Origin of the sequence: Comamonas sp. MYb69 (assembly GCF_037479315.1) — a bacterium.
Classification (GTDB): Bacteria; Pseudomonadota; Gammaproteobacteria; order Burkholderiales; family Burkholderiaceae_C; genus Comamonas.
In genome coordinates this window covers 350658-372461 of sequence record NZ_JBBGZG010000001.1, presented here as the reverse complement: position 1 = coordinate 372461, position 21804 = coordinate 350658, and the positions used below count along the sequence as shown (strand labels likewise).

The following is a 21804-nucleotide window of genomic DNA, read 5'->3' as shown; positions in this document are numbered from 1 at the left end:
TTGCAGGGTAAATGCCGCGCGATGCCGGCGCAGCAAGCTGCAGGCAGCGCCCTGTCCCCGGTCACCGTGGCTGGCCTTGCGCGCCCAGCCATTGGAAGACCTGCGCAACCATGTCCGAGCGGGCAGGCCCAGCCACGCCCGACAGCCACCAGGTGCTGCCCGGCACACGCGGGTAGCCTGGCAGCATCTGCAGCCGCCCATTTGCCAGGCTGCCCTCCAGCAACAGGCTGGGCAGGCAAGCGATGCCTTGCGCTGCCAACACGGCATCGAGCACCAGCCGCGCATCGTCATACATGGCGCGCTTGCGAAACTGCGCCAGGGGCCCCAGAAAAAGCGGCGCCGTGGCCTCGGAGCTAAGGCTTTCTTCCAGGCACACCAGATCGGCATGCAGGTGGTGCTGCTCGTGAGGGATGCAGCCCAGCTTCTGGGCGATACCCGCATCGGCCACCAGCAGCCACTCGTCCTGCAGCAGGGGCTGATCCTGCAAGCCCGGCTGCAACAGCGGCCTGCGGCTGATGGCAATGTCCACATCGATCTCATCGACAAAGCGGGCGCTCTCGTCGGCCGACAGCACCAGGCTCAGCCCGGGCAGCAGCGCATGCAGCTCGGGCAGCCGGGGCTGCAGCCAGCCGCGCAACAGCGGCGCGGGGCAGACCAGGGACACCAGGCTCGGATCGAGGTAGGTGCCAATGCGATCCACGCCGCTGCGCAGCACAGTGAGCGAGCGCTGAACACTGCGCAGCAGCACCTCGCCTGCGATGGTCAACTCCACACCGCGCCCTGCACGCCGAAACAGCGGCTGCATCAGCTGCGCTTCGAGCTGCTGCACCTGGTGGCTGATCGCAGACTGGGTCACATGCAGCTCATCGGCTGCGCGTGAAAAGCTGCCATGCCGGGCGGCGGCCTCAAACCCCATCAACAGCTTCAAGGACGGGAGACGTGGCTCTGACATATGAGATATATTAATGAATAAGCGCAAATCTTATCATTTGATCTCATACCTACCGCGATACACAATGCGACCTCGTCCGAATATTCGGCAACGCAACGGCTCCGAACAGGAGCCATTGGAAAAGTGATGAAGACAGGTCCAGATGTGATGCGCGATGGCGCGAACGACCCCATGGGAGCCAACACCATGCAACGACGACAATTTCTCTCGGCCGGCACCACCTTGGTCGCCGGAGGCGCGGTGGGCATGCCAGCGCAGTCAGCGCCCGCTGCAGACAGCCAAGGGCGCATGCCCGATGAAGGCGAGCGCCATGCTGCCACCTGGATGGCCTTTGGTGCCAGTGACGCGATCTGGGGCCGCCGGCTGAAGGCGGGCGCACAGGCCAACCTGGCGCTGATTGCCCAGACCATTGCCCAGATGGAGCCGGTGCAGATGCTGGTCAACGCCCAGGACTACGACCTGGCCGCGCGCCTGTGCGGCAGCAAGGTCAAACTGCTGGTGCAAGACATCGATGACCTGTGGATGCGGGACACCGGCCCGGTATTTGTGAAGAAGGCAGGCGGCGGGCTTGCCGGGGTCGGTTTCAACTTCAATGGCTGGGGCAACAAGCAATACCACCGCAACGATGCCCAGGTCGCGGCCTTTGTGGCCGGTACGGCAGGGGTTCCCTTGCTGAAAAGCAGCCTGGTCCTGGAAGGCGGCGGCATCGAAGTGGATGGCCAGGGCACTGCCATCATCACCGAGAGCTGCGTGCTCAACGCCAACCGCAATCCCGGCCTCAGCAAGGCGCAGTGCGAGCAGGAATTGCAGCGGGTGCTGGGGATCGACAAGGTCATCTGGCTGCCCGGCATTGCCGGCCACGACATCACCGATGGCCACACCGACTTTTATGCCCGCTTCTGCGCGCCCGGGGTCGTGGTTGCCGGTGTGGACAATGACAGGTCCTCGCCAGAATATGCGGTCACCCAGCGCCACCTGGCCATCTTGCGCAAGGCGACGGACGCGCAGGGCCGCCCCTTGCAGGTGCTGCGCATGCCGGGGCCTGACGAGGTCCGGCCGCAGTACGAGAACAAGGATTTTGCGGCAGGCTATATCAATTTTTACGTCTGCAACGGCGCAGTGATCAGCCCGGAGTTTGGCGATAGCCGCGCTGACCGCAACAGCCGCGCCCTCTTGCGCGAACAGTTCCCGGGGCGCGAGATTGTGCAGCTCAATATCGATGCCATCGCGGCGGGCGGCGGCGGCATCCACTGCACCACGCAGCAGCAACCGGCTTGAGCGGGAACTGCGGCTCAGCAGGCCGCGGGGACGGTGTGACCCGTTACTGGGCAGCAGCGGACGTCAACTCGCGCAGCTGGAACACATTGCCCTCGCAGTCCATCGCATTGCAAGCGCGAAAGCCCGGCCCGGCCCAGGCGTCCTGGAGCAGCGCACCGCCCAGGCTTTCTGCCACAGCGCCCGCATCGGCCAGTGAAGGGACAGCCGCAAAGAACTTCAGCGCCACATTCTCGCGCCGCTGTGGCGGCGCGGTGATGGTCATGCGCGCGGCGATATGGGCTGGGATCGCATGCAACTCCAGCTGCCAGGCCGCTGCTGCCAGCACCACCCAGCCCGATTCGCGGTGCTGCTCGCGCAGGCCCAGCACCTGCGTGTAGAACTGCGCCAAGCGCTCGATATCCTTGCCATACAGAACCACGCCAGCCAAGCCCGTTGCAGCCATAGACACACCTCCCCAAAAAGCGCCACTCTAGCGTTTTTACTTGATCCCTGCCCGCATAAAGCTCTGCACAAACTGGCGCTGGAACAGGATAAAGCCGACGAGCAGCGGCGCCGAGGTCATCAAGGTGGCGGCGGTGATGGTGGACCAGTCCACGCCCTGCTCCACGCTGGAGAACACCTGCAGCCCGACGGTGAGCGGGCGCGATTCCACGCTGTTGGTGATGATCAGCGGCCAGAGAAAGTTGTTCCAGTGAAAGCTCACCGACACCAGCGCAAAGGCGGTGTAGACCGGCCGGGCCAGCGGCACATAGACGCGCCAGAGAATCTGCAAGGTGCTGGCCCCTTCGACACGCGCGGCCTCGTCCAGCTCCTTGGGGATGCCCATAAAGGTCTGGCGCAGCAAAAAGATCGCAAAGGCCGAGGCAAAGTACGGCAGGCCAATCGCAAACAAGGTATCGACCAGGCCCAGCCGGGCCATGGTCTGGTAGTTCTCCACCAGCAGGATGTCGGGCATGATCATCAGCTGTACCAGCACCAGCGCAAAGGCGATGTTCTTGCCCCGGAACTGGTAGCGTGCAAAGGCAAAGGCCGCCAAGGTGGACAGCACGAGCTGCGCCGCCAGGATCAGGGCCACCAGCAAGCTGGTGTTCAGAAAATAGCGCGCAAACGGCGCCGCATCCCAGGCCTTGCGGAAGTTCTGCAAGGTCCAGGGGGCGCCGAGGTCAAAACGGATCGCGTAGTCGCTGGGGTGGAAGGCGGTCCAGAACGCATAGGCCAGCGGCAAGATCCACAGCAGCGCCAGCAGCCAGGCGGCAAAGGTGTCCAGCCAGGTGTGGCGGTAGATGACGGCAGGGGCTTGGCTGCGGCTCATTGGTAGTGCACCTTCTTGTCCAGCACAAAGAACTGGAACAGCGCCACGCTGGACAGCACCACCACCAGCACCACGGTGATGGCCGCTGCATAGGCCGTATCCCAGAACTTGAAGCCCACCTCATAGAGGTGGTAGAGCAGCAAGGTGGTGGCATTGTCCGGGCCGCCGCGCGTCAGGATAAACACATGGTCGACCAGGCGGAAGGCATTGATCACCGCATTGACCAGCACAAACACCGTGGTCGGCATCAGCAGCGGCCATTGCACCCGGCGGAAAAAGTACCAGCGCGATGCGCCCTCAATGGCGGCGGCCTCCTTCAGGCTCGGGTTGAGCGTTTGCAGCGCCGCCAGGTAGAAGATCATGAAAAAGCCCGCTTCCTTCCACACCGCCACCAAGGTGATAGCCCCCAGCGCGGTCGACGGGCTGCCCAGCCAGTTGTGCGAGGGCAGGCCCAGCGCGCCGGTGACCTGCTCCAGCAGGCCGTACTGCGGCGTGTAGAAGAACAGCCAGATATTGGCCACTGCAATCATCGGCAGCACCGTGGGTGTGAAATACGCCATGCGCACAAAAGTGCGGCCTGCGATGCGCTCATTCACCCAGACCGCCATCAAGAGCGCCAGGCCGATGGAGGCAGGAATCGTGGCGGCCGCAAACCAGAGGTTGTTGCGCACCGCCTGCCAGAACACCGGGTCATCGGCCATCGCCTGGTAGTTTTCGATGCCCACCCACACCGCTGCACGCGCGCCCTTGGGGGTGGAATAAAAACTGTCGATGAAGGTCGCCACGGCCGGCCAATGGGTAAAGGCGACCAGCAGCACCAGCGCAGGCAGCAGCAGCAGCCAGGCGTGGATGCTGCGCTGGCCGCTGCCGGCAATGGACGAGGAAGAGGCGCTCATGCGTTGGGTTCTCTCAACCGGGCTGGGGCCTTGCCCAACCCTGGCCCGGCATGGTCTGCAAGCAGGCCATGCCGGGTGGGGACGTTACTGGTAGCTGCGCAGGATGCGGTCGGCTTCCTTCTGCGCATCCTTCATCGCCTGCGCCGAGGTCTTGGTGCCGTTCAGCGCGGCCTGCACGGCGTCGTTCAGCACCTTGGTCACGCGCTGGTTGTCATGCGTGGAGAACTCGGCCACCGAGACGGGCAGCTGGTCGCGGGCCACCAGGGCCTGCGGGAAATCCTGGCCGTACTGCTTCAGGATCGGCGTGTCATAGGCGGCGGGCGATACGGCCACATAGCCGCTGTCCATGCTCCACTGCGCAGCGCGCTCGGGCTGGGTCACCCACTTGGCAAATTCGAAAGCGGCCTGCTGCTGCTCCTTGGGTGCCTTCTTGAAGATGTAGAAGTTGCCGCCACCGGTGGGCGAGCCGCCCTTGCGCACATGGCCGGCGATCTGGCCGACCCCGAAATCAAACTTGGCGTTGGCCTTGATATTGGTCAGGTTGCCGGTGGTGGTAACGATGATCGCGGCCTTCTTTTCCATGAAGTCCTTGGGCGTCGTGCCCCACTCGATCACGCCCTTGGGGTGCACGCCTTCCTTGGTCAGGTTGACCCAGTAGTCCAGCGCCTCGATCACCTTGGGGTTGTCGAAGCTGACCTTGGTGCCCGCTTCGTTGGCCAGCAGCACATCATTGGGGGTGGTCAGGGTCTGCAGCATCCAGTAGGCAAAGCCGGTCGACGGGATCTGGATGCCGTACTGGGTGACGTTGCCACTGGCGTCTTTCTTGGTGAGCTTCTTGGCCGCCTCGCTCAGCTCCTTCCAGGTGGCGGGGGCCTTGTTCGGGTCCAAGCCGGCTTCCTTGAAGGCGTCCTTGTTGTAGTACATCACCACGGTGGAGCGCTGGAAAGGCACGCCCCAGGTCTTGCCACCCGTCTGGCTGTTGGCCATGAAGGCAGGGTAGAAGCCCTTGAGCCAGGCCTTGTCGGCATCGGTCTTGGCAAAGTCGTCGATCGGCACGATCGCGTCTTCGTCAATCAGGGTGAACATGTCGGTCGACAGCAGCACCGAGGTGGCCGGCGCCTTGCCCGACTTGTTGGCAGTGAGCGCCTTGACGATGGTTTCCTGGTAGGTGCCCGCGTAGATCGGCGTGATCTTGTACTGCGGATGCGCCTTGTTGAAGTCATTCGCATAGCCGTCGATCACCTTGGTGATCGGGCCGCCCACGGCCACGGGGTAGTAAAAAGGCACTTCCAGCGGATCGGCGGCATGCGCCAGGCCGGCGCCCAGGCCAAGCATGGCGACGGCCGATGCGGCCAGGGTCTTCAAAAAGATATTGCGTTGCACGGAATCACTCCTCGGGTTATGCGCCTGCCCGCAGGCGCTGCACAAACAGCTCAGTCAAAGAAAAGGGGTTGCGTGCCTCAGGCCATGCGCTGGCCATGGGCATCGAAGAAATGCATGTCCTCCGCGCGCCAGGCCAGGCGCAGCGCCTGCCCCACGGCCACTGCCTGCTGGCCGGGTGCGCGCACCGTGATCTGCTCGCTGCCAATCGCGCAGCGCAGCACCGTATCGGCGCCCAGGTATTCCAGGCTGCTCACCTGCGCATCCACGCCTTCGGTAGCCAGGCACTGCACGGCCTCAGGCCGCAGGCCCAGCGCAGCAGCACCGGCCGGCGCCGCCACCTGCACCTGGCTGCCGGCAATGGCGCCACCGCTGAGCTGGACCAGGTTCATCGCCGGCGTGCCAATAAAGCGCGCGGCAAAGCGGCTGGCTGGGCGGGCATACATCTCGCGCGGGGTCGCGCATTGCTCGACCCGGCCCTGGTGCAGCAGCACCACCTGGTCGGCCATGCTCATCGCTTCGGTCTGGTCATGGGTGACATAGACCACCGTGAGCCCCAGGCGCTGCTGCAGCTCGCGCAGCTCGGCACGCATCTCCTGGCGCAGCTGCGCGTCCAGGTTCGACAGCGGCTCGTCCATCAGGCAGACATGGGCCTGGGCCACCAGGGCCCGGCCCAGCGCCACGCGCTGCTGCTGGCCGCCCGAGAGCTGGCCTGGCTTGCGCTCCAGCAGATGCGACAGGCCCAGCAGCCCGGCTGCATCCTTCAAACGTTTGTCGGCCTCGGCCTTGGGCACCTTGCGCACTGCCAGGCCAAAGCCCATGTTCTCGGCCACCGACAGATGCGGAAACAGCGCATAGTTCTGGAACACCATCGCAATGCCGCGCTGCGCTGGCGGCAGCTGCGTCACATCACGGCCTCCAATCAGCACCTGGCCGGCGCTGGCCGTCTCCAGCCCTGCAATGATGCGCAGGGTCGTCGATTTGCCGCAGCCCGAGGGGCCCAGCAGCACGCAAAAGCTGCCCGGCGCGATCTGCAGATCGACCGCATGCAGCGCCGTGGTGCTGCCCCAGGATTTGGCAACCTGCCGTAACTCAATGCTTGACATCGCGCCAGTGTATGAAAGCACGGTGACAATTTGTTTACAAGCTTTCCCTTAGCTGACAAGGCGCTGCAGGGGCGATCGGTCTATCCACCCCCGAGATTTGCTTACAACCATGACAGATGCTGCGGTGCAGCAGTGGTCGGCGCTCCCTGGGCTTACAGCCAGCGCGCAATCCCGGCCGCCAGCAGGCTCAGCACCACCGTCGTCGCAATCGGCAGCCACAGGGTTCTGCCAAACAGGCGAATCTCGAAATCGCCTGGCAGCCGCCCCAGCCCCAGTTTGCGCAGCAGCGCGGCAAAACCGTTGAGCAGCAGCAGCGCGAGGAAAATGACAATCAGCCAGCGGATCATCGCAGCGCCTCCGGCAGGTGAATGGGTGGCGAAGTCATCATGCGGCGCAGTGGACCTGCTCGCCGGCAATCCAGGTGGCTTGCACACGCAGGCTGCCAATGTCGGCAACCGGCACGGTGAAGATATCGCGGTCCAGCACCGCAAAGCTGGCTTCAAAGCCGGGGGCGATCTGGCCCAGTTGGCCCTCGAAAGGCGACAGGCTGGCAGCGCGTGCGGTGTAGAGCAGCAGGGCCTGGGGCACCGTCAGCGCCTGGCTGTCCACAATGGGGGCGCCGTTGTAGGCGCGGCGCTGCACGGCAGCCTGGATGGAGACAAAGACATTGTCCGGATCGGCCCAGGTGGTGGCCGGCGCGTCGGACGACAGCGCCACATGGCCGATCTCGTCATAGAAGGTCTTGAGCGCGTAGGACTGGTCAAACTCGGAATCAACCAGGTTCTCGGTATAGGCCTCGTACTCGGCAAACATGAAGATGATCTGCGTGGCCACGCCCCACTGCATCGGCATCGCATTCATCTGCGCGATCTGCGCGGGCTTGAGCAAGGTGGCATGCTCCAAGCGCACGGAAGGCACGCCCGCAGGCAGCCAGGGCTTTTTATCGGCAAAGAAGTCGATCACCAACTGCAGGGCCGCATCGCCCATCGCATGCACGGCCATTTGCGCGCCGTTGGCCACTGACCATGCATAGGCCTGCGCCAGTGCCGCGCTGCTGAGCAAGGACATGCCAAACAGGCTGCCGGTATGTTTGTAGGCGCAGCTGCACCAGGCCGTCTTGCCGGAGATGGAGCCATCGGCAAACAGCTTGATGCCGGCGATCTTGATGCGGCCCTCCTTTTGCGCGGCCTCTAGCCCCGCAAGCAAATCGCCCTTGCAAGGCTCCCAGGAGAAATACAGCGCTGCCTGCTGCTTGAAGCCGGCCTGGGCAGCATCGCGGTAGACATCGAGGTGGTGGAAGGGCTGGGTGAAGGCCATCATGTCGGTCACCGCGACAATGCCGCGCTCGCTGAAGCGCTGCGAGGTGCGCGCCAGGCTCCCCACCGCCTGCGCATAGTCCAGCACCGCCTTGGCGCGCTGCACCACGCTGTTGGCCGCCAGCTCGGTCAAAACGCCATTGGGCGTGCCATCGGCATCGCGGCCAAAGTGGCCGCCGATGGGGTCGGGCGTCTCTTTGCCAATGCCCGCCAGCGCCAGCGCGCGGCTGTTGCAAATGCCCGAATGGCAGTCGGAGCGGCCCACATAGACCGGCTGCGTGGTCGATACCAGATCCAGGTCATGGCGCGTGGGCGTGCGCCCTTCCTTCAGCTTGGACTCGTCATAGCCCCAGCCCTCAATCCAGTCGTTGGGCCCCAGCCCCGCCTTGGGGTGGCTCTTCAACGCCGCAATCAGCCCCGGAATGTCTTCAACCAGCGGCACCGTGCAAGGCACTGCATCGACGATCTGCGACAAAAAGGTGGGATGCGTATGCACATCAATAAAGCCCGGCACCACTGTGCGCCCCTGCAAATCCACCTGCTGGTCGGCCGCCGGCTGCGACGCATCGCCCACATGCCCCACCCAGGCAATCTTGCCGTCTGCGACCACAAAAGCCGAGGCGAAATCGCTCTCGCTGCGACCGGTAAAAACATGGGCGTTGGTGAACAGACAAGAAGGCATGACAGAGGCTGCAAAAAGCAAAGGCGGCAAAGAAGCCGCCATTGTCGGCGATTGCAAGAACCACCCAGCAAACCGCTGCACCGGATGTTCCAGGCCATCAGCAAAGCAGCAAGCGCAGCACCAAGGCCAAATATTGAATGCGGCTGTTCAGAACAACCACCCCAGCAGCAAGCGCAGCGCCTGAACCGCCAACTCCAATGACGAGATGGGGGCGTAGGCGCGACGTCGGGGGCGCAGACAATACGCCTGTATGGCAAGCCACCGCAACAAAGCCTACGCGCCCATATCGCCACCCCAAAACGATGACTGCCAGCGCCCCAGCCAAAAACAGCATCGCCAGGGCAAAGGTTCGCCACAGCCAATCACCCACCGCATTGGACTTCAAAACAACCACCCAAGCAGCGAGCGCAGCACCCGAACCGCCACATCCAATGGCGAGATGGGCGCGTAGGCGCGACGTCGGGGGCGCAGACAATACGCCTGTATGGCAAGCCACCGCAACAAAGCCTACGCGCCCATATCGCCACCTAAAAACGAAGACTACCAACGCCCCAGCCAAAGAAAGCACCGCCAGAGCATTCACCCCCCAACGCATAACCAGACAAACCACAAAAAGAAAAAGCCACCCGAAGGTGGCCAGCGAAGAACATTTACACCGGGTCTGTATGCCCTGGAGCCCGGTTCAGCATTTGCGTTCGCTTGTCTGCGCTGAGGGACAGATAGCGCTCGTACTGGCGGAGAATATCGGCGATGAGCTCCTCGCTGCGCAAGTACTGCACGTCATAGCCCGAGCGCCCATCTTCGAAGAAAGTCACCGGCTCATACATGTAGCGGCGCGCGTTGCTGCCGGCGCTCTCGCGCACTGTGAACGTGGGCATGGTGCGGCGCACGGCGCGCACGCCATAGACAAAGTCGCGTAGCTGCTCGACCGGCACGACCAGGCGTGCTTCGCTGTCGGCATCGCCCTCCAGGCTGTCTTGCACATGCGCCTGCAAGCCCCGCTTTTGCATCTCTGCGGCCACTTCGTTCATCGCAGGCAGCACGGTGGTGCTCAGAAAGCGCTGCACATCGTCCTTGTGCGGCTGGTGCACGATCTGCTCGAGGCGCTTGCGCCAGTGCTGGCCGCTCCAGAAGTTGGTGGCGGGCGCCAGATCGGGCGAGTAATGGGCCAGGTCGGCCACCATGCCGCGCCACAGCCCCACGCACAGCACCAGCATGATGAAGGCCACCGGCAAGGCGGTCACCAGGGTGACCGCCTGCAGGGCACCCAGGCCGCCGGCGAGCAGCAGCACGATGGAGGTCAGGCCCAGCAACACGCACCAGAACAGGCGCTGCCAGACGGGCGCCTCGTTGTTGCCACGCGAAGCGATGGAGTTGACCACCAGCGCGCCCGAGTCCGCCGAGGTGATGAAGAACACGCCAATCAGCAGCACCGCCAGCCAGGACACCGGCTTGACCCAGGGCAGGTACTCGAAGAAGCGGAACAGCAAGGCGTCCACATTGGTGGCGGTCTGCGCCAGCGCACCAGCGGCCACATGGCTGTCGGTCCAGATCGCGCTGTTGCCAAAGGCCGTCATCCACAGCAGGTTGAACGCGGTGGGCACCAGCAGCACGCCGATGACGAACTCGCGCACCGTGCGGCCGCGCGAGATACGCGCGATGAACAGGCCGACAAAGGGCGACCAGCTCACCCACCAGGCCCAGTACAGGATCGTCCAGCCACCAAACCAGCCCTCCTCCCGCGACGGCGCATAGGCGAAGGTGCGCAGCGACATGCCGATAAGGCCCTGCAGGTAGTTGCCGATGTTCTCGCTCAAGGCCTTGAAGATATGCGCGGTGGGGCCGGCGATGATGACAAAGCTCAGCAGCAGCACCGACAGCAGCATGTTGAATTCGCTCAGGCGCCGCACGCCTTTGTCCACGCCCAGCAGCGCAGACAGACTGGCCAGGGTCACCACCACGACGATGACGGCCACCAGGAACCCGGAGGTCTCGGTTTCCCAGCCGGTCAAGGTGTGGATGCCGGCGGCGATCTGGCGCGCGCCATAGCCCAAGGTGGTGGCAATACCGGCAATGGTGCCCACCAGCGCAAACGCATCGACGCCGTGGCCAATGGGGCCGTTGATACGCTCGCGCAGCAGCGGGTACAGGCCCGAACGCATCGTCAGCGGCAGGTTGTAGCGAAAGCCGAAATAGGCCAGCACCAGGCCCATCGTGCCGTAGACCGCCCAGGCATGGAAGCCCCAGTGGAAGAACGTGGCCTCCATCGCCTCGCGCGCGGCAGCGGGCGTGCCCGGCTCCTGTGTGGCCGGGTTGAGGAAATGCTGCAGCGGCTCGCCCACGCCAAAGTACATCAGGCCAATGCCCATGCCGGCGGCAAACAGCATCGATGACCAGGAGACAAAGCTGAACTCCGGCTTGGCGTCATCGGGGCCCAGGCGGATATCGCCATAGCGGCTGGCTGCCAGCACCACCAAAAACAGCAAGAAGGCGCTGAGCGCCATCACATAGAACCAGTCAAAACTGGCCACCACCCAGCGCTGCGCGCCCGAGAACAGGCGGTCTGCGGCATCAGGCGCCAGCACGCACACGAGCAGCAGGACGCCCAGCACCAGCAGTGCAGGCACCACCACCGGCAGCGACATGGTCGAGCGCTGGCTCGCCTGCGGCTCCTGCGGCGTCTGCGCAGCGGGCTCCGGGGCCGCTGCGCCGGCCTCTGGCGAGAGCGCAGTATCAGAAGAAGAATTGGTCATAGGTCTACCCGTGTTGGGAGCACGCCCCATCCGTCACAGGCGCGCAGCAGCAGCCCTCCGGCCCCCAATGGGCATGATCAGGCACTGCAAAACCTATCAGTATGCAATAAATGATTGCAAAAATGCTATTTTGACAAGCCGGCAATCTTCAACAATCGCTACAGTCCTACAGCTGCGCCCCTGCTGGCCCGCTGCGCTTGTTGGGATGCGACCACAGCGCCCGCAGCCCGGTGAGCGCATCAGCGCTGCACACCCCAGCGCTTGATGGTGACCCTCTCCAGCGGGTGAAAGCCCAGGTTCTCGACCAAGAGGCCAATGATGATCACCAGGGCCAGCCCGGCAAATACCTGGTCGGTATAGAGCTCGTTGCGGCTTTGGAAGATGTACCAGCCCAGGCCGCCCTTGCCCGACGACGCCCCAAACACCAGCTCGGCAGCAATCAGGGTGCGCCAGGCAAAGGCCCAGCCAATCTTGAGGCCCGACAGGATGGACGGCAGCGCAGCTGGCACCAGGATTTGCAGCACATAGCGCGCGCCGCGCAGGCCATAGTTGCGGCCGGCCATGCGCAAGGTCTCGGGCACCGACTGAAAACCGGCATAGGTGGCCAGCGCCAGCGGCCACAGCACCGAATGCACCAGCACCGCCAGCAAGCTGGCCTGCCCCAGGCCCAGCCACAGCAGGGCCAGTGGCAGCAGCGCAATCGCCGGCAGGGGGTTGAACATGCTGGTCAAGGTGGTCAGCACATCGCGCCCCCACTGGCTCGATACCGCCAGCAGCGTCAGCAGCAAGGCCCCGGCCACACCCAGCAGATAGCCTTGCAGCAAGATACCCAGCGATATCGCCGCCTTGCCCAGCAGCGCGCCATTGCCCAGCTCGCGCAGCAAGGTCGCTGCCGTCTGGCTGAAGGTGGGCAAGAGCAGGTCGTTGTTCTGCCAGCGCGCAGCCAGCTCCCACAGGAGGGCCAGCACCACCAAAATAAGGGCCTTGCGCAAGGCCGGATGCTGGAGCAAGCGTTTGGCCAGCGGCAAGCGGCGCACCGCCAGGTGTGCCGGGGCATCGGGCAGGGGGTATTCGGCCTCGGGCCGCAGGGGTGGCAGGGCCTTGGCAGCGCCAGGCCAGGCCGTCAGGGGGGTGGATGCCATAGCGGGTCTCTTCTCTCGTGTCAGGCCACGCGGCGCAAGCCGGTGGCTGCGCTGCTGCCGGGGTCGGCGGCGGCGGGGGCGCCAGCGCGGTCTTCGTCAAACAGCAGCCGGTGGATACGCTGGTGCGCGGCCTCGAACTCGGCGCTGCCGCCGCTCGCCAGGCCAAAGGCATGGGCGTTGATCTCCGCCCGCAGCCGCCCCGGGTGGGGCGAGAGAATGGCGACGCGGCTGCCCACGACCAGCGCCTCCTCGATCGAATGGGTGACAAAGACCAAGGTGAAGCGCAGCTCGTCCCACAGCGCCAGCAGCTCTTCCTGCATGCGCCGGCGCGTCAGCGCATCGAGGGCCGCAAAGGGCTCGTCCATCAGCAGCACCTGCGGGTGCATGGCCAGCGCACGGGCAATAGCCACGCGCTGCTTCATGCCGCCTGACAGCTGGTGCGGATGCACATCGGCAAAGCGGCTCAACCCCACCTTGTCCAGGTAGAGATCGGCGCGCTCGCGCGCCTCGGCCTTGCTGCAGCGGCGCGAGGCCAGCAGCGGGAACATCACGTTCTCGCGCACCGTCTTCCAAGGCGGCAGCTGGTCAAACTCCTGGAACACCATCACCCGGTCCGGCCCGGGGCCCTCGACCGGTTGGCCAGCCAGGCGGATCGCCCCTTCGCTGACCGGCACAAAACCGGCCATGGCCTTGAGCAGGGTCGATTTGCCGCAACCAGACGCCCCCAGCAGCACAAAGCGCTCGGCCGCATGCACCTGCAGGCTGACCTGGTGGGTGGCACGCAGCACACGCTCGTCGGTCACATAGTCGATGCTGACCTGGTCGACCTCCAGCAAGGCGCTGCCCGCCTGCGCAGCCTGGCTGTGCAAGCTCTGGCTGGGTGCCGATGTTGGGATGGGCGGGGCACGGCTGATGAGGCGGTCGGCCAGCTCGGCCTCGGCCAGGCTGGCATAGGGCTCGGCGGCGCTGCGCAGCCAGCTGCCGCGCGACAGCGCAACATCACCCTCCTGCGCAAAAACGTGGGGCCAGCGCATCTCAGCTCCCCCCGGAGATGCGCGGGTCGTCAAAGAAATAGTCGCGCACCGATTCGGGCTTGGTCTTGATCACGCCCACCCGCTGCAGGAACTGGCCCAGGCCCACGGTGTTCTGCGGCTGGATCGTGAACTGCACCTGCGGGTTCTTGATGATCTGCAGGATCAGGTTGCGATCGACCTTGCCGCCGCCACCGCTCTTCAAAAAGATATCGGCCGCCTGCTCGGGATTGGCCTGCACAAAGCGGGCCGATTCATCGAGCGCATCGAGGAAGGCGCGGTAGGTCTTGGGGCTTTCCTGGCGGAACTTCTCGGTGGCGTAGAGCACGGTGGACGAGGCCGGACCGCCCAGCACCTCATAGCTGTTGAGCACAATGCGCGCATTGGGGTTGCCGGCCAGCTCCACCTCCTGGAACGGCGGGTTGCCAAAGTGCGCGGTAATCTCGGTGCCGCCCTTGATGATGGCCGCTGCCGCATCGGGGTGCGGCAAGGCCACCTGCAGCTTGTCGAGCCGCTGGTAGTGCTGCTCGCCCCAAAGCTTGGCCGAGGCGTACTGCAGCACGCGCGACTGCACCGAGACGCCAACCGCCGGCGTGGCAATGCGGTCTTTGTCGCTGAAGTCGGCAATCGTCTTGACCTGCGGGTTGTTGCTGACCAGGTAGTAGGGGAAGTTGCCCAGCGAGGCCACGCCCTTGACGTTTTGCTTGCCCTTGGTGCGGTCCCAGAGCGTAAAGAGCGGCGCGACGCCGGCGCCGCCAATATCGACGTTGCCCGAGAGCAGCGCATCGTTGACCGCCGGGCCGCCGGAGAACTGCAGGTAGCTGACCTTGATGTCCACCCCCTGGGCCTTGCCCTGCTTTTCGATGAACTGCTGGTCCTGCGCCACATTGAGCAGCAAATAGACGATGCCGTACTGCTGCGCAATGCGCAGCTGGCCCTCGGCCGCCTGCGCGTCGCCCGCAGCCACGCCCCAGAGCGCAGCGGTGGCGGCCAGCACGGCTGCCGCATGCTTGCTGGCAGAGCCGAGGCTGGCGCCATGGGCGGCGGCAGCGGGACGGCTGGATGGTGTGGTGGACTGTTTACCGGGCGGCTGGCTGCGCAGCGCCCAAGGATTGCGGATGTTCATAGTGCGTCAAGAGGTATGGCTGGAATCGTTGGGCCGCAGCGCAGCACCACCGCGCTTTTTGGCGCGGGTGGGCAGGCACTGGGGGTGGGCGTCAATCGCCGTTGTCAAGGAGCGGGCAGCGCCGCCGCAATGGCGGGCGCTGGCGATCAACAACAGGCGGCAGCCAGGCTCAGCGACAGCAGAAACAGCGGCTGGTGGCGTTGCGGGCGGGGCAGCCCGGTAGCGCGCAAGGTCGGGGAGGTGGCGTTCATACCGGTACATCCCCTTCGATCGTCGTGCGGTAGAGCTTGCGGCGCTGGCCGGCCGGCACGCCGGTGGCCAGGTGCAGCACCGCGCGGTTGTCCCAAAAGACCAGGTCCCGGTCACGCCAGTGGTGGCGGTAGACAAACTGCGGCTGGGTGCTGTGGGCAAACAGCTCGGCCAGCAGCGCGGCCGAGCGGCCCTCGGGCAGGCCCAGGATGCGGGTGGTGAAATGCTCGCTGACAAACAAGGACTTGCGGCCGGTCTGCGGATCGGTGCGCACCACCGGGTGCACAGCAGGCTTGACCTCGGCCACCTGCTCGGCGCTCAGCGCAGGGCGGAAGGCATTGCGCTCGCGCAGTGCCTCATATTTGAGCAAATAGCTGTGTTCGGCCAGCAAGCCCACCAGCTGCTGCTTGAGGGTGTAGGGCAGCGCCTCGTAGGCCGCGACCTGGTCGGCAAACAAGGTGTCCCCACCGACCTCGGGCAGCTCTTGCGCATGCAACAGCGAACCCATCGCAGGCTGGGGCTTGTAGGACAGGTCAGAGTGCCAGTAGGCCCCGGCATCGCCCAGGCCCACGGGCTGGCCGTTTTCAATGATGTTGGAGACGATCAGGATCTCGTCATGGCCCGGCAGCTGGTAGTTGCGCAGCACATGGCGCTGCAGCGGCCCAAAGCGGCGGCTGAAGGCAATCTGCTCGGCCGGGCTGATGCGCTGGTTGCGGTAGACCACGACACTGTGGTCCTGGTGCGCCTGCTGCAGCCGGGCAAAGTCCTCCGGGCCCAGCGGGCGGGACAGGTCCAGGCCCACGACCTCCACCCCCAGGCGGGTCTGGGCGCCCGCGGGCTGCTGGATGGGGCGCAGGCTGAAGGCCTGCGTGGTGCCAGTGGCGCTGCCCGCCTGGCTGGCGCTGTCAGGCACCGGGCGGCGGAAGAAAAACGGATGGGCAGTCAGAACATCAAACAGCGCGGACATGGCAGCTTTCCTTGGCGGACCAGTGATAGGCCCACTGTAGAAGGCGCGCTGCGATCAGAAAACGAATGAAAACGCGTATCTTTATGCGCAAACCGATGAAGGGTGCTGCTGCGCTGCTGTTTTGTCTGCTGTCATCAGGCCGTCATGCAGCGCCGCCATGATCGCAGTCTGTCGGTGCAGCACAAGCCAGCCTGCATGCCCCGTGCCGGGCGCGTCCAGATCGGACGCACCGGGCGGCGGGCATGTGTCAGGGCTTGGCACCGGCAGCCATCTTTTGTCGGCCCGCCTCTGCGGGGCCCACCTCACCCAGTCCCACCCTGCCCCCTCTCTGCCCTGGTGCCAGCGGCTAGGGATGCTCTGCAAAACCCTCGCCAAGCGGGATGGACGCGGATCGGGATGAGGCGCAAGGCGTCTTTTGCAGTCAATAGCTGTTGCTATTGACAAGGAAGACAACGCAGTGGATCGCCCGAGACCGCGTTGAGACCACGGCAGGGATTTTTGCAGAGGGTCCCTATAGCCGGTGCATGCGGTCGCCCTGCACAAAGCCGGCTGGCTCCCAGACGGCCACACCCTTGCTCAGCATGATGGCCTTGAAGAACTCGCCCATCTCATGCTCCATCATCAGCTTGGCCGCCTTGCTGCGGGCAATCACTTCGAGCCCGTCGAGCTTGGCGCCCAGGCCGCAGTTGATCAGGAAATGGGCCTGGCTGGTGTAGCCCAGCACATCCATGCCGGCATCCTGCGCCGCCACAGCAATGCCGGTGAAGTTCACATGGGCGGTGATGTCTTTCAGCCCCACCAGCACCAGCGGGTCACTGTCGACCTGGTGCAGGTGGTGGCAGACCAGGGTGCCCATGTGGCGCTGCGGGTGGTAGTACTCCGATTCGCCAAAGCCATAGTCGATCAGCAGCACCGCGCCGCGCGTGATGCGGTCGGCCAGCGTCGCGACAAAGGCTTCGCCCTGCGGGTGGATCTCGGTCAGGTACTCGGCCTCCTGCGGCAGCTCCGGCTCCACCGGCGGGCGCAGGTGGGTAGGGCGCTGGTCCCAGCCAAAGCGCAGATCGTCGCCCTCGGCGCTCGCCACGACCACGCCGCGCTCCTGCCACACACCCTGCTGGCGCAGCAAAAGCTTGACCGGCATGGCGTCAAGCACCTCGTTGCCGACGACCACGCCCTGCATCTGCGCGGGCAGGCTGTCGGCCCACTGCACCTGGTCGCCAAAGCGGGCCAGGCGCTCTTGCTGGCGCAGGCGCAGGCTGCCCGAGACATCGACAATCGTGTAGCGCGTGCAGGCGGGGCCCAGGGTGGACAGCAGCTGCTCGGCCAGCGCACCGGTGCCGGCGCCAAACTCCCAGACCTCGCTGGTCTGGGTGTGGGCAAAGGCATCCTGCACCTGGGCAGCGACCAGCTCGCCAAACACCGGCGAGAGCTCGGGCGCGGTGACAAAGTCGCTGCCCTCCTCGGGCATGACGCCAAACTTGCTGCGGTCATTGGCGTAGTAGCCCAGGCCGGGCTCGTACAGCGCCATGCGCATGAAGTCATCAAACGGGATCCAACCGCCGGCCTGGGCAATAGCCTCAGCCATGCGCTTGGCCAGCACAGTCGTTAAACTAGAGGGTTCTGTATTCACCCCCTTATTGTCGCCGCTTGCTGAGCGCTTGCCATGCCCATGCCTTCTTCGACCCCACGCACCGTACTGGTCACTGGCGCTGCCAAGCGCCTGGGCCGGGTGATTGCGCTCGGGCTGGCCCGCCATGGCTGGCAGGTGGCGGTGCACTACCGTGGCTCGGCCGCCGAGGCTGCGCAGACCGCTGCCGAGTGCGCCGCGCTGTCGGGCCTGAGCGGCCATTTTGACGCCGATTTCGACGATGAGGCCGCAGTGCGCAGCCTGCTGCCCCGGGTGGTGGCCCATTTCGGCCAGGTCGATGCAGTGGTCAACAGCGCCTCGCTGTTCGAGCATGATGGCGCCGCCGACTTTGGCTATGCCGCGCTGGAGCGCCATCTGCGCAGCAACACGGCCGCGCCCATTGTGCTGGCCCAGCTGCTGCACCAGCATATCTGCCAGCGGGGCGACCCGGCCCAGGGCGTGGTGGTGAACCTGCTCGACCAGAAGCTGTGGAACATGAACCCCGACTTTGTCAGCTACACCTTGAGCAAGGCGGCGCTGGAAGCGGCCAACACCTTGCTGGCCCAGGCGCTGGCGCCGCGCCTGCGGGTGGTGGGTGTGGCCCCGGGCTTGACGCTGACCAGCGACTACCTGAGCGCCGAGAAGTTCGAGGCCCTGCACCGCATGAGCCCGCTGGGGCGTTCTTCCACAGCGGAAGACGTGGCAGCCACCGTGCGCTTTGCGCTGGACAACAGCTCCATCACCGGCACCAGCCTGCTGGTGGACGGCGGCCAGCACCTGATGCGGTTTGACCGCGATTTTTCGATGATGTAGCGATTCTTCGCTGCCTTGCTGTTTTTATGACGACATTTGACACCGGGTTGCAAACCCTGAGCTTGACGGGCCTGCGTTTTGATGCCAATTTAGGCATCCTCGCCCACGAGAAGACTGCGCCGCAACCCATCTTGGTGGATGCGGAAATCAACATGGGCCAGCAGCCGCTGGCGCCCAGTGATGACGACATCATGCATGTGCTGGACTACCGCAAGGTGCGCCAGATCATCATCGATGAATGCACGGCCGAGCATGTCAACCTGCTTGAGACCCTGATCGGCAAGGTCGCCCAGCGGCTGATGCAGTTGCCCAATGTGCGCGGCGTTCGCGTGAAGATCGCCAAGCTAGAGATTTTTGACGATTGCGAAGTTGCAATCCGCACCGAAACCGGACAATGGTGAACCTATGAACGCCCCCACCGATACCGCACTCCTCCAGCCCCAGCCCGCCGCCGCGAACGGATGGGACTTTGACGACGCCACCAGCGACGATGCGCAGGCATCGGCTAACAACGAAAAGCGGGTGAAGATCCAGCGCGAGAACCACAAGCTGGAAAAGCGCCTGTGCCGTGAGGTGGCGCGCGCCATTGGCGACTACAACATGATCGAGGACGGCGACAAGGTGATGGTCTGCATGTCCGGCGGCAAGGACAGCTACACCCTGCTTGACATCCTGATGAAGCTGCGCGCCCGCGCTCCCATCAAGTTCGACCTGGTGGCCGTGAACCTGGACCAGAAGCAGCCCGGCTTTCCCGAGCATGTGCTGCCCGAGTACCTCAAAAGCGTGGGCGTGGACTTCCACATCGAGAACCAGGACACCTACAGCGTCGTCAAGCGTGTGGTGCCCGAGGGCAAGACCACCTGCGGTCTGTGCTCGCGCCTGCGCCGCGCCATTTTGTACAAGGTGGCCGACCAGCTGGGCTGCAACAAGGTGGCGCTGGGCCACCACCGCGACGACATCGTGCAGACCTTGATGCTCAACATGTTCCACGGCGGCATCATGAAGGCCATGCCCCCGAAGCTGGTGAGCGACGACGGCAAGCATGTGGTGATCCGCCCGCTGGCCTATGTGCCCGAGAAGGACACCGAACGCTGGGCCCAGTACCGCGACTTCCCCATCATCCCCTGCAACCTCTGCGGCAGCCAGGAAAACCTGCAGCGCCAGATGATTGGCGACATGCTGCGCGAGTGGGACCGCAAGCACCCCGGCCGCGTGAACAACATGTTCCGCGCGCTGCAGCATGTGGTGCCCACCCACCTGGCCGACTCCAAGCTGTTCGATTTCCAGAACGCCAAGCCTACCGGCATCGCCGATGAAAACGGCGACAAGGCCTTCGACCACGACGACTTGCCCAGCAACCCCTCGCTGCCTGCCGGCATGCAGGTGGTGCAATTGGGCTGATCCACGTTTGCTTGAGCCATGCAGCCCTGCTTGTCGCCCCTGACTGACAGCCGCTGCCGCTCCAAGCGTTTATCGTTGAGCGCATGCGCTGTGTCCTTATGGCGCAGCGCTTTTTTTTCGGGAGACGGCACCATGTTCCTATCTTTTGACCGGGCGGCCCTGCCAGGCATGCCCCAGTGGCGTCGTATCGCCGGTATCGCAGCGATGGCCTGCGCCAGCCTCTGGCTGGCCGGTTGCGCCGGCGTGCGCACCATCGACAGCGATGTGCAAAGCTACTCCACTTTGCAGCAAGTGCCCGCGCCGCCAACCTACCGGCTGCAGTTGCTGCCGTCCCAGGTCGCACTGGGGCCACAATTTGATACCGTCGTGCAACAGGCCGAGGCCTCTTTGGCCGGTGTGGGTCTGCGCCGCGACGACCGCCAGGGCAGCGTGATCGCGCAGATCGACGTACAAGCTCGTTACATTCCCGACAGCTGGCTGCTGCCCGGCAGTCCCTATAACCCCTATGGCGGTTTGGGCTGGGGCCCCGGCTGGGGTTGGGGCTGGCGCGGTGGCATCGCCTGGCGCGACACCGGCCCTTCGCTGCACTACCGCGCCGTGCAGCTGACCTTGCGCGATGTCCAGACCCAGCAGGTGGTCTATGAGACCTCGGCCCGCTACGAGGATGTCTGGGTCGATGACCAGGTGATCTACCGCATCTTGTTCGACTCAGCGCTCAACGGCTTTCCCAAGCCGCCGCAAGGACCACGCCGCGTCAGCACCACGGTTGGCGCGCCCGCCGCTGCCCAGCCCGCATCCACTCCAGCTGCAGCCGCTGCATCTGCCACTGCCACTCCCGCTAAGCCCGCCGCCAAACCCCAATAACAAGGAACGCATGCACAGCACCCAGATCATTGCCATTCGCCACGGGGAGACCGATTGGAACCTTGCCGCTCGCATCCAGGGCCATACGGACATACCGCTGAACGCCACCGGCGAGCGCCAGGCCCGGCAGCTGGCCCAGGCGCTGACCGAGACCCCGCTGGCCCATATCTACAGCAGTGATCTGCAGCGCGCATTCAGCACCGCCCAGGCGCTGGCGCAGGCCAATGGCGCGCCGCTCGCCACCCACCGCGCCTTACGCGAGCGCAGCTTTGGCGACTATGAAGGCTCCCGCTTTGCCGACATCGAGGTCTCGGACCCGCCGTCGGCCCTGCGCTGGCGCAAGCGTGACCCGGTCTTTGCCCCGCCCCAGGGCGAATCACTGCAGGCGCTGCAGGCGCGCGTGGCCCAGGTCGTGGCCGAACTCGCCGCCAGCCACCTGGGCCAGCAGATCGCGCTGGTGGCCCATGGCGGCGTGCTCGATTGCCTCTACCGCCTGGCCACGCGCCAGGACATCCAGGCCCCCCGCACCTGGGAGTTGGCCAATACCAGCGTCAACCGCCTGCTGTGGACACCGGACAGCGGCCTGACCCTGGTGGGCTGGGGCGACACCAGCCACCTGCAGACCGTCGGCTTGGACGAAACCCTCTAACAGCGGCTGCAAGCCGCCGCCCTTCGGGCCGGACTCTGCCTCCCCCCTCCACTTTTTGTGACTTTTTTGCATCAGCTTCCCCTGCATGGTGGCCACCATGCAGGCGGCCGTTTGCCTGCCGCGCCAATGTCGCCCAGGGTCCTGTGCGATGACACAAACAAATGAAACGCAATGCTTCATAGAGCCGATAAAATACCAAGGTATGTCAGCGTTCACTCCAACCTCTGGTGATCAAGTGACATTTAATTACTTTTAGAATT

Annotated in this window: 21 protein-coding genes; 7 read left to right on the top strand and 14 right to left on the bottom strand. The window is 64.8% G+C overall.

Annotated elements, in window-relative coordinates; all coding sequences use genetic code 11:
* Positions 1 to 61: 61 nt before the first annotated feature.
* Complete coding sequence (locus WH303_RS01620) at positions 62 to 928, bottom strand: LysR family transcriptional regulator (protein WP_021028502.1); 867 nt, start codon at positions 926 to 928, stop codon at positions 62 to 64.
* Positions 929 to 1078: 150 nt separating this feature from the next.
* Here WH303_RS01620 and WH303_RS01615 point away from each other — a divergent pair, with 150 nt between their 5' ends.
* Entirely contained in the window at positions 1079 to 2230 is a 1152-nt protein-coding gene (locus tag WH303_RS01615; protein WP_445228243.1) for an agmatine deiminase family protein, read from the top strand.
* A gap of 43 nt (positions 2231 to 2273) precedes the next feature.
* Here the strand turns inward: WH303_RS01615 and WH303_RS01610 are convergent, their stop codons facing one another.
* The 7 genes from WH303_RS01610 to WH303_RS01580 all read right to left on the bottom strand — a co-directional run bounded on the left by WH303_RS01610 (position 2274) and on the right by WH303_RS01580 (position 8922).
* Positions 2274 to 2672 carry a VOC family protein gene (locus tag WH303_RS01610; protein WP_021028504.1) on the bottom strand — a complete coding sequence of 133 codons (399 nt, stop codon included), beginning with the start codon at positions 2670 to 2672 and terminating at the stop codon, positions 2274 to 2276.
* Between the two features lie 36 nt (positions 2673 to 2708).
* Positions 2709 to 3542, bottom strand: a complete 834-nt coding sequence (locus WH303_RS01605) for a carbohydrate ABC transporter permease (RefSeq protein WP_021028505.1) — start codon at positions 3540 to 3542, stop codon at positions 2709 to 2711.
* Positions 3539 to 4438, bottom strand: a complete 900-nt coding sequence (locus WH303_RS01600; RefSeq protein ID WP_021028506.1) for a carbohydrate ABC transporter permease — start codon at positions 4436 to 4438, stop codon at positions 3539 to 3541. The genes WH303_RS01605 and WH303_RS01600 overlap by 4 nt, the downstream gene beginning before the upstream one ends.
* 84 nt (positions 4439 to 4522) lie before the next feature.
* On the bottom strand, positions 4523 to 5821 hold the full coding sequence (locus WH303_RS01595; protein ID WP_339516446.1) for an ABC transporter substrate-binding protein: 1299 nt from the start codon (positions 5819 to 5821) through the stop codon (positions 4523 to 4525).
* Between the two features lie 77 nt (positions 5822 to 5898).
* Entirely contained in the window at positions 5899 to 6924 is a 1026-nt protein-coding gene (locus tag WH303_RS01590) for an ABC transporter ATP-binding protein (protein ID WP_339516444.1), read from the bottom strand.
* Between the two features lie 152 nt (positions 6925 to 7076).
* On the bottom strand, positions 7077 to 7271 hold the full coding sequence (locus tag WH303_RS01585; RefSeq protein WP_021028510.1) for a DUF2905 family protein: 195 nt from the start codon (positions 7269 to 7271) through the stop codon (positions 7077 to 7079).
* Between the two features lie 37 nt (positions 7272 to 7308).
* Complete coding sequence (locus tag WH303_RS01580; RefSeq protein ID WP_339516441.1) at positions 7309 to 8922, bottom strand: amidohydrolase; 1614 nt, start codon at positions 8920 to 8922, stop codon at positions 7309 to 7311.
* Here WH303_RS01580 and WH303_RS01575 point away from each other — a divergent pair.
* Positions 8921 to 9106, top strand: a complete 186-nt coding sequence (locus WH303_RS01575) for a hypothetical protein (RefSeq protein ID WP_339516438.1) — start codon at positions 8921 to 8923, stop codon at positions 9104 to 9106. The two genes, WH303_RS01580 and WH303_RS01575, sit on opposite strands and share 2 nt — an antisense overlap.
* 466 nt (positions 9107 to 9572) lie before the next feature.
* On the opposite strand, the gene WH303_RS01570 is transcribed toward WH303_RS01575, so the two are convergent.
* The 6 genes from WH303_RS01570 to WH303_RS01545 form a co-directional block, all read right to left on the bottom strand.
* Positions 9573 to 11567 carry a BCCT family transporter gene (locus tag WH303_RS01570; RefSeq protein WP_239645056.1) on the bottom strand — a complete coding sequence of 665 codons (1995 nt, stop codon included), beginning with the start codon at positions 11565 to 11567 and terminating at the stop codon, positions 9573 to 9575.
* A gap of 347 nt (positions 11568 to 11914) precedes the next feature.
* Positions 11915 to 12817 carry an ABC transporter permease gene (locus tag WH303_RS01565; RefSeq protein WP_339516436.1) on the bottom strand — a complete coding sequence of 301 codons (903 nt, stop codon included), beginning with the start codon at positions 12815 to 12817 and terminating at the stop codon, positions 11915 to 11917.
* Positions 12818 to 12837: 20 nt separating this feature from the next.
* A complete protein-coding gene (locus WH303_RS01560; RefSeq protein ID WP_339516434.1) occupies positions 12838 to 13851 on the bottom strand; it encodes an ABC transporter ATP-binding protein in 1014 nt (337 codons plus the stop codon).
* 1 nt (position 13852) lies between these two features.
* Positions 13853 to 14974 (bottom strand): ABC transporter substrate-binding protein, encoded by a 1122-nt coding sequence (locus WH303_RS01555; RefSeq protein ID WP_339516432.1) that lies wholly within the window; start codon positions 14972 to 14974, stop codon positions 13853 to 13855.
* Between the two features lie 247 nt (positions 14975 to 15221).
* Positions 15222 to 16190: a TauD/TfdA dioxygenase family protein gene (locus tag WH303_RS01550; RefSeq protein ID WP_339516430.1), complete on the bottom strand. Its 969-nt coding sequence runs from the start codon at positions 16188 to 16190 to the stop codon at positions 15222 to 15224.
* A 511-nt stretch (positions 16191 to 16701) separates the two neighbouring features.
* Complete coding sequence (locus WH303_RS01545) at positions 16702 to 17775, bottom strand: class I SAM-dependent methyltransferase (protein WP_339516428.1); 1074 nt, start codon at positions 17773 to 17775, stop codon at positions 16702 to 16704.
* Between the two features lie 78 nt (positions 17776 to 17853).
* On the opposite strand from WH303_RS01545, the gene WH303_RS01540 reads away from it, so the two are divergent.
* The 5 genes from WH303_RS01540 to WH303_RS01520 all read left to right on the top strand — a co-directional run bounded on the left by WH303_RS01540 (position 17854) and on the right by WH303_RS01520 (position 21544).
* Positions 17854 to 18630 carry an SDR family oxidoreductase gene (locus WH303_RS01540; protein WP_339516426.1) on the top strand — a complete coding sequence of 259 codons (777 nt, stop codon included), beginning with the start codon at positions 17854 to 17856 and terminating at the stop codon, positions 18628 to 18630.
* 26 nt (positions 18631 to 18656) lie between these two features.
* Positions 18657 to 19031, top strand: a complete 375-nt coding sequence (locus WH303_RS01535; protein ID WP_116926667.1) for a dihydroneopterin aldolase — start codon at positions 18657 to 18659, stop codon at positions 19029 to 19031.
* A gap of 4 nt (positions 19032 to 19035) precedes the next feature.
* The gene (ttcA, locus tag WH303_RS01530; RefSeq protein ID WP_339516421.1) at positions 19036 to 20031 is read left to right on the top strand and encodes a tRNA 2-thiocytidine(32) synthetase TtcA; all 996 of its coding nucleotides are present in this window, start codon (positions 19036 to 19038) and stop codon (positions 20029 to 20031) included.
* Between the two features lie 132 nt (positions 20032 to 20163).
* On the top strand, positions 20164 to 20895 hold the full coding sequence (locus tag WH303_RS01525) for a hypothetical protein (protein ID WP_339516419.1): 732 nt from the start codon (positions 20164 to 20166) through the stop codon (positions 20893 to 20895).
* Between the two features lie 10 nt (positions 20896 to 20905).
* The gene (locus WH303_RS01520) at positions 20906 to 21544 is read left to right on the top strand and encodes a histidine phosphatase family protein (protein WP_339516417.1); all 639 of its coding nucleotides are present in this window, start codon (positions 20906 to 20908) and stop codon (positions 21542 to 21544) included.
* The last annotated feature ends 260 nt before the right edge of the window (positions 21545 to 21804 follow it).